General features: G+C 37.0%; 14 protein-coding genes and 1 pseudogene. 3 read left to right on the top strand and 12 right to left on the bottom strand.

All coding sequences use genetic code 11. The features are described from left to right. Positions 1-27 precede the first annotated feature (27 nt). Both IPM34_07545 and IPM34_07550 read right to left on the bottom strand, forming a co-directional pair. Positions 28-588, bottom strand: coding sequence for a type 1 periplasmic binding fold superfamily protein (locus tag IPM34_07545; GenBank protein MBK8955392.1), 561 nt, complete (start codon positions 586-588; stop codon positions 28-30). 103 nt (positions 589-691) lie between these two features. Further along, positions 692-1,096: a hypothetical protein gene (locus IPM34_07550; GenBank protein MBK8955393.1), complete on the bottom strand. Its 405-nt coding sequence runs from the start codon at positions 1,094-1,096 to the stop codon at positions 692-694. 222 nt (positions 1,097-1,318) lie between these two features. Between IPM34_07550 and IPM34_07555 the strand changes: the two genes are divergently transcribed. Together IPM34_07555 and IPM34_07560 are read left to right on the top strand one after the other, a co-directional pair. Then, the gene (locus tag IPM34_07555) at positions 1,319-3,517 is read left to right on the top strand and encodes a T9SS type A sorting domain-containing protein (protein MBK8955394.1); all 2,199 of its coding nucleotides are present in this window, start codon (positions 1,319-1,321) and stop codon (positions 3,515-3,517) included. A 598-nt stretch (positions 3,518-4,115) separates the two neighbouring features. After that, a complete protein-coding gene (locus tag IPM34_07560) occupies positions 4,116-6,269 on the top strand; it encodes a hypothetical protein (protein MBK8955395.1) in 2,154 nt (717 codons plus the stop codon). A 12-nt stretch (positions 6,270-6,281) separates the two neighbouring features. Here the strand turns inward: IPM34_07560 and IPM34_07565 are convergent, their stop codons facing one another. The 8 genes from IPM34_07565 to IPM34_07600 all read right to left on the bottom strand — a co-directional run bounded on the left by IPM34_07565 (position 6,282) and on the right by IPM34_07600 (position 14,292). Beyond that, positions 6,282-7,415, bottom strand: a complete 1,134-nt coding sequence (locus IPM34_07565) for a hypothetical protein (protein MBK8955396.1) — start codon at positions 7,413-7,415, stop codon at positions 6,282-6,284. Then, positions 7,412-8,056 (bottom strand): hypothetical protein, encoded by a 645-nt coding sequence (locus IPM34_07570; protein MBK8955397.1) that lies wholly within the window; start codon positions 8,054-8,056, stop codon positions 7,412-7,414. Before IPM34_07570 ends, IPM34_07565 begins: the two co-directional genes overlap by 4 nt. Before the next feature lie 43 nt (positions 8,057-8,099). Continuing rightward, the gene (locus tag IPM34_07575; protein ID MBK8955398.1) at positions 8,100-8,987 is read right to left on the bottom strand and encodes a hypothetical protein; all 888 of its coding nucleotides are present in this window, start codon (positions 8,985-8,987) and stop codon (positions 8,100-8,102) included. 26 nt (positions 8,988-9,013) lie between these two features. After that, on the bottom strand, positions 9,014-10,024 hold the full coding sequence (locus tag IPM34_07580) for a hypothetical protein (GenBank protein ID MBK8955399.1): 1,011 nt from the start codon (positions 10,022-10,024) through the stop codon (positions 9,014-9,016). A 193-nt stretch (positions 10,025-10,217) separates the two neighbouring features. Beyond that, entirely contained in the window at positions 10,218-10,979 is a 762-nt protein-coding gene (locus IPM34_07585) for a hypothetical protein (protein MBK8955400.1), read from the bottom strand. A gap of 160 nt (positions 10,980-11,139) precedes the next feature. Further along, positions 11,140-12,045, bottom strand: coding sequence for a DMT family transporter (locus IPM34_07590; protein ID MBK8955401.1), 906 nt, complete (start codon positions 12,043-12,045; stop codon positions 11,140-11,142). A 150-nt stretch (positions 12,046-12,195) separates the two neighbouring features. Beyond that, positions 12,196-13,758 (bottom strand): T9SS type A sorting domain-containing protein, encoded by a 1,563-nt coding sequence (locus IPM34_07595; protein MBK8955402.1) that lies wholly within the window; start codon positions 13,756-13,758, stop codon positions 12,196-12,198. A 15-nt stretch (positions 13,759-13,773) separates the two neighbouring features. After that, the gene (locus IPM34_07600) at positions 13,774-14,292 is read right to left on the bottom strand and encodes a redoxin domain-containing protein (GenBank protein ID MBK8955403.1); all 519 of its coding nucleotides are present in this window, start codon (positions 14,290-14,292) and stop codon (positions 13,774-13,776) included. Positions 14,293-14,540: 248 nt separating this feature from the next. Here IPM34_07600 and IPM34_07605 point away from each other — a divergent pair, with 248 nt between their 5' ends. Beyond that, entirely contained in the window at positions 14,541-16,097 is a 1,557-nt protein-coding gene (locus IPM34_07605; GenBank protein MBK8955404.1) for a hypothetical protein, read from the top strand. A gap of 88 nt (positions 16,098-16,185) precedes the next feature. Here the strand turns inward: IPM34_07605 and IPM34_07610 are convergent, their stop codons facing one another. Together IPM34_07610 and IPM34_07615 are read right to left on the bottom strand one after the other, a co-directional pair. Then, a complete protein-coding gene (locus tag IPM34_07610) occupies positions 16,186-16,599 on the bottom strand; it encodes an RNA-binding S4 domain-containing protein (GenBank protein ID MBK8955405.1) in 414 nt (137 codons plus the stop codon). Next, positions 16,592-17,339, bottom strand: a pseudogene (locus IPM34_07615) (polyphosphate kinase). Before IPM34_07615 ends, IPM34_07610 begins: the two are co-directional and overlap by 8 nt. Between the last annotated feature and the right edge of the window lies 1 nt (position 17,340).

Here is a 17,340-nt window from a genome sequence, read left to right on the forward strand (position 1 = left end):
ACAAACTTATCAGACGCATTCAATACTTTATTGGATCTGTAAATCAAATTCTATCTCGATGTCCGTTTCACCTCCGGCATTTGTAGGATCACCTTGTGCTACTCCAGTCGCAGTTTTATCCGGTTCATGTCTTAAAATGACTTTGAGCTTGGTTGAACCTGGCTGCTTGGTTTGGACAGAAATTTTTGAGCCAAGTGGGTTTCCATTGGAATCGCTGTCTAAATACTGAATGTCCATTGCAGCTGTATTTGAGGGCAAATAAAAAAACTGATGGTCTTCATCTTCTGATTCGATTTCTTCTGAAATATCCATAGGAGGGTTGACGGATTCATTCAGTACGATCACTTTTCCTAAATAAAATGTGCTCGATTTTAATGGAGGCGTTGAATATACCGGCGGTAAACCACCGCTTCCGTCAAGATCTTTAAAGCTAATAATCACGCTGTCCTGTTGCAAGGTATCTACCAGAACAAGATATACGGATGTAATCAACTCCGTTTCATTTGGAATCTCGTCATCGCTGCATGCAAGAATCAGAGAAAACAGGAAAAAGTAAATTATAAGGGAACCAAATTTGATTTGTTTCATTTTTTAGATTTAATAATAAATAAATAGAACATTTATGCTTTATTGCACAATGTAGAGGAATACATAAAAGTCGTGGAAAATAGGAATTATTTCCGGCTTGGAATCAAGCTGATGGAGGACCTCTGCCTTTTTTAAAAAACAAGTCAACTGCAGGATGGTAATCAGCATACGAATTGTTGTCTGCTATTTTAAAAGAATAATTACCGCTCGAATGCCCTTGTATAAAATAAAGTAAGTCACATTTGATAAACAGATCACAAATGTTGCAGGATTGTATCGGTGCAGAATAGTGTGAGTGGTGCTGACAACCGTTTATCAGATCGCTGTGGAATATCTTTCGATGGCAGGGATCGTCTTCTTTGCATTGGGTATGTTCAGAAGGGTGGTTGTGAGTGAAACTCTCTGAAAGGCGCGATACAGGCAGAATCACCAACAAAGAAATCAGGTAACCTATAAAACTGAGAATGACTGGAATAAGAATGCCCTTCTTTAGTTTTTGGCTATTCAATCTATAATATGTAGTGTTCTTCCTCAATGATGATTAAAAGAATCGGGTACAAGTCATCTGGTATCTTAACATCAAATATACGTTCAAAATTTGATGCAGGTTGTTAAAAAAAAACATTCAAGCCGGATATACAACATATTAAATATTTTTTATATATTTGTACTGGATTCTACACACAGCCCTCCCGAATTCAGCAGCACCGGAATTTAAATAATTCAAAATATGAAAACTACCTGCTTCAGGCTGTGCCTGCTATTTATTTTATTCAGCTGGGAATCCAAATCTATGGATTTCAGTTTTTATCTGGAATGCCCTCCAAATGTCACGATCAACTGTACAGATGATGTTTCGAATTTGGACAAATACGGCCAGGCTTATGTCTGGTTGAACTACAAGAAAAAGCCTATAACTCCAAAAACAACCATTTACAACACCAATGCCTGCGGAATAGGCACCATCACGAGAACCTGGGAAGCCGAAGATCCTTATTGGAAAATTCATACCTGTAGTCAGGTGATTACGGTAACGGGTTCTGTACTTTTTACGGCAGGCGATATTAGCTGGCCTCGCGATACGACCATTGAGGGATGCAATCCCAATCCGGATCCGCGTAATTTGCCTTATGGTTATGCCTATCCCTTGTTCAACCGCTTAAAATGCAGTCAGGCGATGTTCTCCTATAAAGACAGTAAATTCACGGTGTCTGCGGGTTGTATGAAGGTTCTGCGCGAATGGAAAGTGATTGACTGGTGTCAATACATTCCAAATAAATATCCGCCCGTCGGACAATGGTCTTATATCCAGGTTATCAAACTTGTTGTCAACGATTCGAGTGCGGTCTTAAACTGTCCAAAAGATACCGTTGTGGAGTCAAAATTGGATTGCAAAGGAAGTTTTGTTCAACTAAACCCGGCCACTGCTATTTCGAAGTGTGGAAATACTTTAAACATCAGAAATACATCACCTTATTCTAAAAGCAAAGGTGCAGACGCAAGTGGCGATTATCCCTTGGGCACTACTGAATTTTATTTTATCGCCGAATACGGCTGTGGCAAAGAATTAAAATGCAAAGTTCGGGTCACTGTAAAGAATAAAATAGGTCCGATACCCTATTGCATCAATGGTTTAATCGTAGCACTTATGCCTGTGGATACCAATAAAGATGGTACCCCTGACGATGGCATGGTTGAGATCTGGGCAAAGGATTTTAATATTGGTTCCTATCATCCGTGTGGATATAAACAATTGAGGTACTCATTTTCTGCAGACACCAATCACATGTCGCAAATCTTTACCTGTGCAGATTTAGGTAAAAATGAAATCAGGATGTATGTTACGGATTCACTGGGCAACCAGAGTTTTTGCAAGACCTATCTCGAAGTGCAAAACAACAATGCGAGGATCCCGGATTGCAAGAGAAAAGATAGTTTAACTACATCAACTGTTTCCATAGCAGGAATCGTACTCGATCCTTCAGGGAATAGTTGCCAGGGAATACAGACGCAACTCACCGGCGAACAACTGATGACGATCCAAACACACACGGATACGTTCATTCAAACCCGATATGATACCTTCATAGCCAAAAGTGGAACCATTTTCTACATCCGTAAGCAGGATACGACTTATCGCAGCACAGCCGATACCTTATATTCGGTATGGGAGCAACAAATTGAAACTGGCTCTGACGGAAAATACAATTATTCCAAACTCGCAAAGAACAAAAATTATATTCTGAATTTGGATAAAAGGGAACCGCAATTCAGTGGGATCAACATCAACGATGTCATTGTGTTGCTGAAGCATCTTTCTGGATCTGAACAACTGACAGACCCATATAAATTACTGGCTGCAGATATCAATGGCGATGATCAAATCGATCAGGGTGATTTCGATTTATTGTACGATCTCGTTCAGGGAAATGCAGATTATCAATCCTTGCCAAGGCATTGGAGGATCGTTAGAAAACCGATACTGTTCAGCGATCCACTCAATCCATTTTCAAGCGTAACAGAGCCCAGGGTCGAATTTAAATCAGTGCTGGTTGATTACCCACAGATAAATTTCACCGCTGTTAAAATTGGCGAACTCGATGGGTTTAATGGACTGGCTGAAATTCAGGAAAGGTCAGTTATGACCAAGGGAAGTCATCCCGGAAACTTCACGGACCTGATGGTCTATCCTAACCCGGTAACTGGTCAACATGTGTATTTCAATTTTAAATTGAATTCAGATTCAAATGTAAAACTCAGAATATTCAATAGTCAGCTACAGATACATAGGCAATTTTCGCGCTCTTTCGAAAAAGGAAAACAAACCTTCGAAATCGATCTTTCAGATCTTTATTCATCGGGTGTTTTGTTTTACGAGCTCACAGACGGGCATCGGGTTCAATATGGAAAACTGATGTTCAGCAAGTAATAAGATTAGGGTTAAAACTACGACGGTAGGCCGGGTCTTTCAAGGCGAGATCCGGCCTTTTTTGTTGATATTAGGTAGAATGATTATCAAATTATGCAGATATATGTTTGTGTATAACGATTTTACCGATAGACCTTAAGTGATGGGATTTTTGTCGATTTTCTATATAATTAGGACTGGGATGTAAAAATCAATTAAAACGACAAATTTATTTTAAACTTTTTCAACAAAATTATATACCTATAATTAAACTGAATATACATATTTATTTTTATAATGTGTGTATATATACTAGCTTCGTAAAGCCAATATTTACAGATAAATTTGTTTCGCTAAAGATTTATTTAACTAGAAACTAGTATATTTGGGAAATCAAATAAATCTACTGGCTCTCATGTTCAATGTTATTGCTTTTCTAGCCAATTGCATGTTTAGTCGCCGCTTGTCAAGTTTGTTTAAATTAGAATCTTAATAAATGTTGGATTATTTCGAAGTGAATAATAGTGCTTTAATCCATTTATAAATGTATACAAAGGGTGTCATTTTTGTCGCTTGATTTATTACACCACAAGTATAGTTATATAAATTTTTATAAGTTATGATGACAATAGAAAGTGCCACATTTACTACCGGTAAGAGGCTATCGGCATTGTTTAATATATTGAAATTGCTTTTTGTTTTGTTTTTATTGGCAAATTGTTCTAAGGAGAATTTTCCAAGAATTAATAAATTTAAAATTACATCGGGTGATTCAATGTGTCAGAAATACTTAGAAATAATTGACTTTGGCGATGGTCAGCATAGTTCATGTGGTGTATTTTATTCTGGTAACAAATCATTTGATCAAGATTCCATATTGCCTTTTCCAGATCCAAAGAAGTATTTAAAATATTGTTTAAATCTTCCGGATAATTGTGGTCTTAAATTTTATATACTTCCTTATTGTATTGAAAATGGCAAAGTAATTAGAGGTGTAATTGACTCTATCATTTCTAAGACACAAACTTTATATCCTCCTTCCATAAATTCAATTGATACAACAATTAAAGACAGATTAATTATCAACTATAATATTCCTGATTATACCAATACTCCTCCACAGGAAATAAGATTATGCTACAATATTAATTCGGTTCAGGATGTATCCGAAACCCAAAATCCTATTTCTTTGCCAATTAAATATGGTAATCAGTCATATCCACTGCAATCGTTTATAAACAATTCTACCTATAAATTCAAAATATTTGTAAAATCTTGCAATTCATTTGGAACTACATCAGTTGAAAAAACAATTCGGACGCCTACTACCCAGCCAAACTGTACTGCAAGCTTTGGGCAAATTAGTTGGCAACAGAAAAGTAGGACCAAAATTATGTTAAAAGGATCAATAGCTTCAACTTCGACTTTCTCTGACTATGGTTTTTGCATAGGTGCTAACTGTTCGCCCAAACTCAGCGTAAAAAATGACATAATATCAAATTTGGACACTATTTTTAATTCAAATATTCCTGGAAATTACAATGTGCAGTTATATTATGAGTGCCCAAACATGACAATTGTAAAAAGCCCTCAGATTACAACAATTTCTTTGCAAGTACCTGTTATTACTATATCAGATCCCATTAAGAATCCATCAGATAATTCTTTGATGCTTTCTGGAAATTTCAATATCACTAATTACCTAAGTACACAATTTGGGTTTTGTTACTCGACTACAAATCCAAACCCAACAATTTTAAATTCTGATACCAATATTTTGGGAAGCACAATTATCCCTACTTTTAATTCAAAAATCGCAGTACAGTTGAATAACACATATTATGTTCGATCTTTTGTGACTGATTGTGATGAAACTATTTATAGTCAACCAAAATCAATTTTCTTACCCAATAATCAAACAAGTTGTCCAATTGATATTTTGCAGAGTCACTCTTATCCAGATGATGGATTAAGATCTGCTGTCGGTGTAATTTTAAATGGTAAATTATATGTTGGAGGTGGCTTAGATAAAAATTTAATTTCTCAAACTGAATTTTATTCATATGATGAATCGGCTAGCTGGATTTCTAAAGCGCCTATGCCTATAAGTAGTAAAAATCAAGGAGGTGTTGCTTGTGCTTTTGAATATGTTTCTAACAATAGAATATATATCTTAGAAAGAGACACTACAAAGGTTTGGCAATATGAACCTGGAACTAACCGGTGGACAGACGTTCGGCCATTTCCCGGCCTCCCAAGAAAAGGTGCAATAGCCTTTACGCTTTATGGTAAGACATTTGTTTTAGGTGGTCAAAATGGAAATACTCCTTTAAGTGATATGTGGGAGTTCAAATATAGTAATGGAACGGTTACTTGGGATCAATATCAGTCTGTAATTGATTGTGGCCCAAGATATCAGCCTGGCTACTTTATTATTAACAACATCTTGTATATCTTTGGTGGTAATAGTTCTAGCAATACTGTATGGACACTTGATGTTGCCATGAATAAATGGATTGACACTAGGGTGTCATTACCTGTAGCACTAAGTAATTTTTCTGGTGGTATATTTTTCACTTTTGGTGAAAAAGGATATGCAGCAAAACAGAACAGCAGTGCGTTGTATGAATTTGATCCAATCCAGATGAAATGGTGTCCATCTAATGATATAAATGCAATTGATTTTGGTATATCTATATCAAATAATTCTGCAGCCTATTTTGGTCTCGGTAGAAAGATTGATTATACTAAAGAAATGTTTAAAATGAAGTAGTTATATTTTGGATCAGTTAATATGTAAAATTGAATTCAAATCTCTTTGTTCTTTAATGTTTATATTATAAATTATTGTCACTTCACTATTATTGTCAGCTATATCTAGTTGATTTGTAAGGTTTTTTAGAATAATGATTCTTTTTCTATCCGGACTAATAAATTTTAGCAGGTCTACCTGTATAGTATGCTCTGATTTCTTGGTTATTTGAAAAACGATAGTTTCAATATTTCTTAATTCTGGAATATTCGGGAATTTCATTTTGGAATAACTCAATTCAAATGAGTTTGCTTTCATTGCCAACAGTTCATTTATATTGAAATTTATAGGGATTTCAATAGTCGATATTTTCTTCTTAACATTTTCTAATATGGGAGGTTTCTTTTCAGTAAGCGGAATTTCAGGGCATCCATTTCGCTTTTTCGACCCTTTTGTATAAGGGCATTTGTCTTCAAAATCACAAACCCCATCTTTGTCACTATCTGGGCAACCCTTGCACTCGGGCAGTCCAACTAGATCAGGACAATCATCTAGAGCATCAACAACACCATCCGAATCTATATCTTTTGGAAGGTTGGCTGTGGGTATTGTTTTGTACTTATATGAAGATAATAACTTTGGATTGTCTAAATCTTTTCCTTTAAATATCACTTCAAATGAAATGCTATCTGTCCTTTTGGTACTACGAGCTGAATTCAAAGTTTGGCAATAACTAAGATCTAAGCTTATTTCACAAATCCAATCCAAAGAGTTTTGATGCCAATAACTAGTATCTTTTTTGAAATTACCAAATTCAAAGGAAAGATATGCGATCTTATTTTCATCTTTGACAATTAACATGCTGAATTGGCGCTCTAACTCCCTTAAATAATTAAACGGAGTAAGTGGAATATCATTTTCATAGGAATCTGATATATTGTCATATATACCTATGCTATCACTTGATGTTACTAATTCTTTCAGTATGAATTCCTTATTGGTTCTTCTTTCATTTTCAGTATTATCTGGATTTATGAACAAATTAATTTGGCTATAGAAATCCTTGACCAAATTTGTAGCTCTTAATTTATAAAGGTTATCACTTTGTGAATTACCTACTGCTACCCAAAGCCAAATTGCTAAAAATGAGATGATTTTTAAATTCATGGTTTTTGAGTAGGTACACTTTTAGGCTTAGGGCTAATGGTATTTTCTTCTATTTTGCCATCAATAATTTGTGGATTTCCAATTCCATTTAATTTTAATTCATAGTAAAAATCATTATTCTTTTTGCCTGTCTTATTGTACTTCTTTTCAATTCTAACTTCAATATCTTTCGTAGTTATGTCCCTGTATGATCGTTTACTAGTACCAGTGAATTCCTGATAAATCTTTACCTTTCCATAGTAAAACCCATCATCACCTAGACGGATTTCGTCTATAATATTAATATATTTCCAGTTAATCTCTACGCTTTTATACCCATAAGTCAAGACGCGGTTCAAATATTCACGTATTGGTAACGATTTTTTAGCCTGCCCCTGCTTTGGAATTAATTCGACTTTTGCAGTATCATTATTAAATAACTCAATAGCTTGTTCTATTGTATTTCGCCTTATTTTAATATCAACTTTTTTATTAGCTATAGTTTGTATTAAACTTTCAAGTAATCTTATATTATCATAGATTTTTTTTTCCAGACCAGGTGTATCTTGAGCCTGTAGATTTATAAAAAATAAAAATGAGCAACAATACAAGATCGACTTAAAGATTAAATTTGATATGTTGGCGCTTAAATTTATCTGCATAATTAAAATCATTAATAAAAAAAATATTTGGCAGTCTACAAGTCTATTTCTTTTTGACTTTAACTTCTTTTAAAATTGGTTTTTTACTTATTGGTTCAGACTTACTTGGAAGTGTTTCTTTATTTCCGCTTTTTATACTTTCCTTAATTTGTATTAATTCACTTTTGTCTTGTTTGTTTTTAACTATTATGCCAGCTAGTGATAACGTAACACTTCCAGATTTAGGTTCTATATGAAGGTAAAAACCACCAACTTGATTTTCAATATCTTCAGGTAACTTTGATTTACCAGATGTCCAATCCGGGTGATAATATACTATATTGACATCGAAATTATTAGTTACTTTGCCTTTTACAGTTGAATATGAAATAAGTATTCCGATATTATCAATATTTTCAGTTAGTTCAAGATGTTTAAATTCATTGTCTTTGACTTCAAGTGTCCCCAAACCATTGTCCAGAATTTTGACTTTAAATTTGTCATCAGCTAGAAGAATACCGGATTCTTTCCCAAACTCATTGATATTTATTTTAAATATTTCAGGTGTATAATCTTCCTTGTAATCTGTAAAATCTTCATCCGATTTCCATGGTTCCAAAATAGTAGGGTCAATATATATATGCTTATTTGTGCTAATTCCTATGCCAACTTTTGAGCCAAAATAATCACTATCTCCCTTGCCATATATCTTTTTTTCCTTTACAAGATGATATTGAACTTCGACAATATAAATATAGGGCTCAATGGCTTTTTTAAATTTATTTAATATTTCATCCTCTAGTAAACCAGAGTCATCATTATTCTTTTGTAGATTTTTTGAAGAGTTTACTCTCTTATTTCTCTTGAGGATATCTTCGATCCTTATCGTATCTTGAGCAAAAGAAGATTGTGATAAGAATATCAGGGCAATCAATATGCTAAACTGTTTCATAAATAAGTCAATAACGATAGTAAAATTTATCTAATTTCGTAAGCTGGAACTAATTGTTGAACTTGAATGAAGCCACTGCTAATAATGCCAATTACCTCATACTCTCCAATGGCATTTTTGATCATCATGGGGCCACCCGAGGAACCTTGTGCCAAACCATTAGCTGCGATGTTAATCATGCCATTCATTGTGCGATCCTGAACTATTTCACCTTTTATAAGGATGGGTGCTATTCTTTCTTGATTAAAACCTTGCAGAAATAAACCATAAGAATAACCATAACCATATATGGGGGTTTCTTGACTCAGTGTTCTGGATATTTCGCGATTTAATTTTAGTAATCCCTTTCTATTGTTTAATGTTAATTTGGCCCAGTCTGATGCAGAGTTATAAATTGGGCATGTTTTTAATTGTTTATCAGAGCCGAGCTTTTCGCAATCTAATAATTCATCACCAGATTGATTAAAAATCACATCTCTGTTACTAAAAGTGAATATATCTCCATCGCCGGACCTTGCTTCATATATTACCTCAACGCTTCCTCCAGCAATTTCAGCATTGTTAATATAGGCTAGAATAGCTTCGCCCCTTTCATTGTCCTGGTTCCATGATTTGCACCCAGAAATAAACCTCCAGGGCTGGATGACATGTCGTGCAGTAATAAACTCACCTGTTTCAAGCAGAAATCCAGTCCCAGACCAACTTAAGCCATATTTTGAAATATCTATAATTTCCTGGGATTGCTTGAAGTAAACCTGAACATTTGTAATTTTAATAAAATAAACGCTGTTCCGAAGTAGTCTCAATTCTGGAGGAAGCAACAAATCAATCATGATGTCATTGGATTCCATGTTCTGTTTACTTGCTAAATTATTGGAATTCAAAATGGGCTTCTGAATGCTTAATTGACAAGGTATATGTCTAGCTTTTCCATTTCCTATTAAAGGTTTAGCAAGGGATCCGGTTATATAGACAGCGGATAAAATAAAACCCAAAATGAGTTTTGAACAGGGAACATATTTACGATATGCCTTCATAATAATTTGGTTGGATTATTGTTTTTTAAAACACTTAGTATGTTTAGTTGTCAAATATACTTTATTTTATTAAATTACATATTCAATGTAATAAATAATTTTAATATAACATTTTACATATTTTTCTATAATAATATATAGATTTTTAATTATTAGTCAAATATATAGTGTTATTTAATAATTTGATAAGTTTTCATTTTAACCAAATTTTGAATCCTGCGGTTGACACTTTTTCCTGCTTTTCCGATAAATAATAATAGCCATCTTCTCCAATTTCATAAGTTTTCTTTCTTTTATTAATGCCAACAGTAAGACGTATGAGATCAGTAAGCCATAAAGCTCCAAAGCCAGCAAAAAAATAATTAGCTAGATTCAATTCCTTTGTTACTTTAGAATACTGTTGATCACTTTCTTTTGCGTTATCCTTCAACAAATAGGAATTATAATCTGATTTTGCTTTCTGGTATAATCCAACTCCAGCAGCTAAAATCAAGTATGATCCAATTGCCATTAATTTATCCATTTTTCCATTCATTAATTGACCAGACCCCCAACCAGGAACAAGCATCGATTTTAAATAGTATTTACTAGAGGAAAATTTAGAATAAGGAATTGCATCCAATTTAAAAAAAACGGCATTTGACGATACAATTGTTTCGTTTACTGTCCAGATAATTTTCTTTGAATTTCCAACATTTAAAAATTCACCATAATCTCCAGAAAGTTTACCATTAATATCTTTCAAATTGAATTCTTTGCCATGGATATAAGTACACACATCAATTTTAAAATATTTTGAATCCTCAAATGGATGAAGATTATAGACAATTTCAAATTTGTTACTCCCAATATCATTAGCAACATGCATATCAGATATTATAGGTTGTGCGCTACAAAAGCTGTAAGAAATTAATAGTGTTAAAAATAATGTCATTGTTCGCATCACTAATTTCATAGCATTTCAATTATAAATAAATGCCTTTTATCGGCCATGTACCTAATTATTTGGTCAGTTTGACAAGTTCAAATATACGAATTTAGCAACTTAAAAATAATAATTATATAGAAACTCCATTGACCGGCATCCATAATGAATGCTCCATCATCCATAACCTTTACCTCTTGTTTTCCTCTTTGGGTTTCAAGGCCTCATTCGTAATCAACACCCCAACCAGAATGCACAAAAACCCAACCAGATCATTCCACAAAATCGATTCACCATCGGCCCAGCCCACGAATATGGAAACCAGAGGCATCAAATAAGTTACGCTGCTTGCAAACAAGACGTGAACGCGTTGAATTAAAATATTGAACAAGGTCATTGCTAAGGCACTGCCAAGCAGACTTAATGCAAGAAGATGGTAAAAGGAGTTGTCATGAGCTAATGCTATTGGGATCTGGCTGAAAGATCCATTGAGAAAACAGGCAGGCATGCATACAAGAAGTGTGAACCAATACATGAGCGTAGTCATTTCAATACCGGGAATACCGGATAATTTACTTTTAATGATATTGCCATTAAAGCCATATAAAATGGGTCCGGCAAATGCAACGATAAAGAAAAATGCTTCTGCTCTTAGTTCGGCATAAGGACGAAGTGCAATCAGACAAAAAGCACCAAGCAAAGCGATAATGGTGCCGGTCATTTTAATCCGATCATTTTTTACATGATAGAATGCAATTCCTATAGCAAATGTGCAGATTGGAGTAAATGCATTGATGATCCCGGCAACAGAGCTTGAAATGCCCTGTTGTGCGTAAGGATAAATAAATGCGGGTAGAAAACTTCCAATCAATCCGACAAATCCAATGGTTATAAATTTTTCTTTAGGTACGATGCGGAGTGCATTGGGTAAAAAGGGAAGTAAGGCGGCAGCACTGAATACCATGCGCAATGAAGCAATTTGCGAGGGATTAAATCCGGTGAGGCTATGTTTGATAAAATAATAACTAAACCCCCAGATCAAGGCCATTGCTATGAGAATGGTCCAATCCCAGAAGCTGGGTGCATGTTGGTTCATGGATTCGAAAGCATTTGCGTCGCTATGAGCTTGTTGTTTTTACTATCTGCAACTAAAGTTGAAAACGATAAAATGTAATCTATGGGCACCAAAAAATTTTATTTCAATGTTGAAAAGAAATGGACGATGAGGAATACTGGTAAAAGACTCCTAATCTCTTTTCAATACAAACTTCTGACTTAAAACTGCATCCTGGGTAGTTAATTCTACAATATAAATTCCACCGGGTAGATGTTCAGGAATTTTAGAATCCAATAAATGCTGCCCACGAAAATATTCAGCGGTTGAAGCCAAATTGCTCAAAGTAATGCCTGAAACATCCTTTAACACGATTCTTATTTTTTGGCTTCGGTCCAGGACAAATGGAATTCTGATAGAGCTGCTTGCAGGATTGGGATAAACCGGCAACAATTCACTGTCCATATTTTTAAATTCAGGATTACCGGTTTCTGAATCTTCATTACTGAGAATGAGGTCCTCGTCACCGGGTTGGTAAAGCACGTACGAAATGGGTAAATAATACATTTCGTCCGCGGTTCCTTCTCCCCAGGTAACGGTTTTGGGAGGCAGATTCGGATTTACAGGGTTATTGGAAGTATTGTCGTACGTTGCAATTCCGTGGATTTCAGAACCTTTGGGCAATACGATCAATTTTTTAAAATAGTAAGAGCCCTGCCAGTTGAAATCCCAGTCATTGATTTTAATCAAGGGGATCTGGTCACCATTCGGCAATTTGGCATAGACTTCCCACGATTTTCCCAGCATATGACAATGAGGCCATATGCCCAGCACACTCACATCCACCGGAACTTTATACACTCCGTGGAAAGTTTTCACTGTCTCCGGCGGCATGATAAATGGTCCATTGATCAGATCTGTTGGCAACATAATTTTATTAAAGACAGTTCGTTTCGATGGTTGCTTCGCAAAAAACAAATTCACTGTAGAACTATCTGATTCGTTCAGGCTTGTAGGTGCATAATGCATTTGCAATACCAGATCTGATCCCTTTGGAATTTTTTGTGACATGCCTGGTGGGTAAAGATTTGGTTTTTGTCCGGGAACATATCCGGGAAGCTGCTCACCTAAAAATCCGACGGAGCCTCCTCCGGAAAAACCATACTCTGCTGATTTCTCGTCTTCTTTTTTTGCAAGTCCCGTAGCATCGGCCCACAACAAGGTATGATGGACCACTTTTTTATTTCCAGGCCTCATTTCGAGTGCAACCAGTTCCTTGTCTTCTGAAAGTCCGGTGGGTAATACAAAATATCTGTATTCATCCCGGTTGTTTCCTTTATGAACATAAGATTGGGAAAAGGACAATACCAGATCGGGATTTCCTACCTGTGATCCGGTGGGGAAATTTGGAAAAGCAGGTTCGTTTGTAGGATTTCCCTGGGGCATTCCGGAATCAACCCAGTCCACTATTTTTTGAATTTCTTCAGTCTCCAGATAATTTTCGTTTTGATAATGTTGGTAACCAGGGTCCGCTTTCCATGGCGGCATATATTTGGATTCAACCACAAACTTGATGATGTTCCCACGATTTCTAACTTCCTCGTAATTGGTCAGCGGGAAGGGACCGATTTCACCCGGTCTGTGGCAACTTCCACAATGCGTGTAAATGATACTTGCAACATCTTCTGAAAAGGTTTGGGCATAACTGCAAATGGCAAAAACCGAGCAAAGAACCAGGCTAACAATGTGTTTCATATTACAAAAATAGTATTAAATTCTACTTCCTTCTAAAAAACAACCCACTGCCTCTGTTTTTCGAAATTCCGGAATACGACCTTGCTGAAGTTGATTCAGGCAATCTCTTAAATCGCGGGTGGTTGCTCTGGCTCTTTTCTTTCCAAGGCTTGCAAACAGATTATCGATGCGTCCCTGATAAATCATTTTGCCCGACTTCAGGTTCAAAACCACAACTTCAGGCATGACCGTAATTTTAAACCGTTTCGCCAATTGCTGGTCTTCGTCAAAAATTACATCCATCGACAAAGCATATTGATCCAAAAATTGATATACACTGTCTGGATGAGACGATGGATTTGAAAAAACTGATTTGAATTCAATTGGTGTTGATTGAAAATCCTTGAGGATTTTTTTTATTTCAGGAATGTAAGCTGTTGTGATCTTGCAATCTTCCAGTAAAAAGAAATACACATGAAATTGGGGATCGGATTCTGTTTCTGGTGATGGAGTCCAAATAAGCAAAAAAAATGCAAGGATCAAATGTAAACTCATGTTGCAAGGTCTGGTGAAAGATAGACGCTAATTTCAGCAAAATGTTTAATCGCTGTGTTAATAAAAGGAAAGCTGTTTTTCCACCTAAGCCGCATGAAACATACCAGGTAGTTGAATTAAACGCATCGAAAGCGATTATGGGGCAAATTACCACGGTCTCAGCAGATAAATGCAGATATCAATTATTTTCTGATATAAATTATTTCTATATTTGCTCATGAAGGACATCGTATTTAAATCCGAACCTGATGAAAACACCAATCTTAATCTTATTAAAAGCCAGCTTGATCGTGTTGGTTTGTTACATTCCTTGCTTTGCAGATTTCAGTCTGTTTTGTCCCCCAGACGTTACGGTCAATTGCAGGGAGGACTACCTTCACGATCTGAACGTCTATGGACGGGCATACACGGATTACAATGGATTCATCAGTTATATCCACGATTGTGGTACTATTATTGAACTCGATGATTGCGGGAAGGGAACGATTAAAAGGACCTGGGGTGCAGAGAATCCAGAGAATTGGAAATGGCTGACCTGTACCCAAATCATTACAATAAGCAATGCAGGTTCTTTCGGATACAGGGACATCACCTGGCCGCTTTCTACTGAGATCATCAGTTGCGATCCTGAATCCGATTTGAAATTACTCACTGCTCCCTACGACGCCCCCGAATGGGAGCGGACCGTTTGTGCCAAACCCATGCTGAGTTATAAGGATACGCGGTTCGCGGTAAATCCTGGGTGTATTAAATTGCTCAGGGAGTGGAAAATTTTGGATTGGTGCCAATACGATCCTATCAACTATCCGGGACGGGGGATATTTAGCTATACCCAGGTTATTAAGTTGATTCAGAACAGCGATGCTCCGCAATTGCAGTGTATAAAAGATACGGTAGTAGTCAATAATAGAAACTGCGACAGTATCTGGATCGATTTGCCTCCGGCAGTTTTTCATTCAACTTGTCCGATTTATCACAGTATTGTGAATAATTCAGCGTATGCCGGGAACGGAGGAGCTGATGCCAGCGGTTATTATCCAAATGGAAAAACCAGTTTTTATTACCTGGTTGAATATGCATGTGGTACGGTTCAAAAATGCGAAGTCCATATTACTGTTGTCAATGGAATCAAACCAACGCCATACTGTCTTACGGGTGTGATAGCCGGATTGATGCCCATCGATCTGGATCGGGATGGCAATATTGACGAAGGCATGGTCGAAGTCTGGGCGAGCGACCTCGACAAAGGTAGCTGGCACAAATGCCCGGGTCAAAATCTAAAATTTTCGTTTTCCAGCGATACCAGCCTGAAGTCCCGCGTATTCGCCTGTGACGATGTCGGTGAAAACGAAGTGGAGATTTGGGTCACAGATCAGGATGGCAATCAGGATCTGTGTAAAACCATTGTGGTCATCAGCAATACCAATCCCAATATCCCGGATTGCGATGGTAATTTCAGAGGTTCCAATAATACGCTGATCGGTGCGCAGTGGAGTTCCGGTAAAGCATCTGATGGCAATGACTTACAGTCGTTAGTTGCCAGGACCATTGCTACTCCCAGGACAGAGAGAGCTCTCTTAGCTATACCCGGTGAAAATAAGGCAATCGTCGACGGAAGTAAAATAAAGCAGGGCCGTTACGTTTTGGAATGTTTGGATCTGCAGGGAAAGCCATTTTTCACAAGACAAATTATGCTCCGGGGAGATCAGCAACTGATAGAACTTGGTGTGCTTCCCACAGGTATGAACCTGATTCGCCTCCATGGAGAAGGAATGAGTGAAGTGAGCTGGATTCAGAAATTCTAGACTAACGGGCACGCTATTCGAAACGCTGAAACTTAACGCGCGTTAGTATCTTTTGAATGCAAGTTATTTGATTTCTATCGGGAAAACCTTATTCCTCCTCAGTGATCCTGTCCCCGGTCGTGCCACCCAACGCATCTATTTCTCGGCGTTCCCTCTTGGTAGGTCTGCCGGAGCCCTTGGTGCGGATGGCCTGTTTGCCTCCGGAATGCAAAAACCAGGATTCGTATTTATTTAATTCTTCAGCGGGTGTTTTGTTTTCGAAACAATTGACAGCCAATGCAGCGGATACTCTCTTTTCAATGAGTTGAACGACGAGGTACAGGAAGTTGAAACCATTCTTTCTGACTTCGATCAGGTCTCCTGTTTTGATGAGATGCGCAGGTTTGAGTTCCTGTTGCTTACAGCGTATTCGTCCTTTTTTACAGGCTTCTGTGGCCAGTGTTCTCGATTTGTAAATGCGGACCGCCCACAACCACTTATCCAGTCTGATTTTCTCAGGCATGCGGTAGTGTAGGATAGGCCGGATTTAGCTTTTTCAAGGCTTTGTGTACAATTTCTGCGACACAATAATTCCGGTACCAACGCTGATCCGAAGGAATGATATGCCATGAATATTTCGACCCATTGATGGCCTCCTCATAGTATTTCATGTATTGGTCCCAGAGCTTGCTTTCTTCAAAATCTGCCGGATTGTACTTCCATTGTTTTTCGGGCTCAATTCTTCTCTCTTCTAGCTTTTCCAGCTGCCTTTCGTGCGACAGATGCAGGTAGAATTTCAAGAGGGTAGTACCATTGTCTTCAACCAATGTTTTTTCGAAGTTATTGATGGCATCCAGGCGCATGGCAGCTCGTTTGTCGTCGATCCACTTATGTACGCGCTGAATCAGAATGTCTTCGTAGTGACTTCTGATAAATAATTTAATCAGACCTTTTGCAGGTGCATATTTATGAACCCTCCACAGGAAGTCGTGCGCCATTTCTTCTTCGGTTGGCTTTTTTGAATGGATGGGCATCGATGCTCAGAGCCGGACAATTTGCAAATACAGATTTAACGACGCCGTCTTTTCCACTGGCATCCATTCCCTGCAATACGACGAGCACGCTGTTTTTCTTGCTGGCATAAAGCATTTCTGCCATAGAACCAATTTCCCTGGCAAGTTTGGCCGTTTTCTCTTTAAATTTTTCTTTCTCTGCCTTTTTAGGAGCAACGGTTTCAATTTTGGAAAGTTTGATCTGAGCCATA

The organism is Saprospiraceae bacterium (genome assembly GCA_016716185.1).
In the GTDB taxonomy this organism is placed as follows: Bacteria; Bacteroidota; Bacteroidia; order Chitinophagales; family Saprospiraceae; genus Vicinibacter.

Excerpts from the sequence above, each read along its gene's own strand:
- IPM34_07545 (MBK8955392.1), bottom strand. The coding sequence starts at position 588 with ATGAAACAAATCAAATTTGGTTCCCTTATAATTTACTTTTTCCTGTTT.
- IPM34_07555 (MBK8955394.1), top strand. The coding sequence starts at position 1,319 with ATGAAAACTACCTGCTTCAGGCTGTGCCTGCTATTTATTTTATTCAGC.
- IPM34_07560 (MBK8955395.1), top strand. The coding sequence starts at position 4,116 with ATGATGACAATAGAAAGTGCCACATTTACTACCGGTAAGAGGCTATCG.
- IPM34_07565 (MBK8955396.1), bottom strand. The coding sequence starts at position 7,415 with ATGAATTTAAAAATCATCTCATTTTTAGCAATTTGGCTTTGGGTAGCA.
- IPM34_07570 (MBK8955397.1), bottom strand. The coding sequence starts at position 8,056 with ATGCAGATAAATTTAAGCGCCAACATATCAAATTTAATCTTTAAGTCG.
- IPM34_07575 (MBK8955398.1), bottom strand. The coding sequence starts at position 8,987 with ATGAAACAGTTTAGCATATTGATTGCCCTGATATTCTTATCACAATCT.
- IPM34_07580 (MBK8955399.1), bottom strand. The coding sequence starts at position 10,024 with ATGAAGGCATATCGTAAATATGTTCCCTGTTCAAAACTCATTTTGGGT.
- IPM34_07585 (MBK8955400.1), bottom strand. The coding sequence starts at position 10,979 with ATGAAATTAGTGATGCGAACAATGACATTATTTTTAACACTATTAATT.
- IPM34_07590 (MBK8955401.1), bottom strand. The coding sequence starts at position 12,045 with ATGAACCAACATGCACCCAGCTTCTGGGATTGGACCATTCTCATAGCA.
- IPM34_07595 (MBK8955402.1), bottom strand. The coding sequence starts at position 13,758 with ATGAAACACATTGTTAGCCTGGTTCTTTGCTCGGTTTTTGCCATTTGC.
- IPM34_07600 (MBK8955403.1), bottom strand. The coding sequence starts at position 14,292 with ATGAGTTTACATTTGATCCTTGCATTTTTTTTGCTTATTTGGACTCCA.
- IPM34_07605 (MBK8955404.1), top strand. The coding sequence starts at position 14,541 with ATGAAAACACCAATCTTAATCTTATTAAAAGCCAGCTTGATCGTGTTG.
- IPM34_07610 (MBK8955405.1), bottom strand. The coding sequence starts at position 16,599 with ATGCCTGAGAAAATCAGACTGGATAAGTGGTTGTGGGCGGTCCGCATT.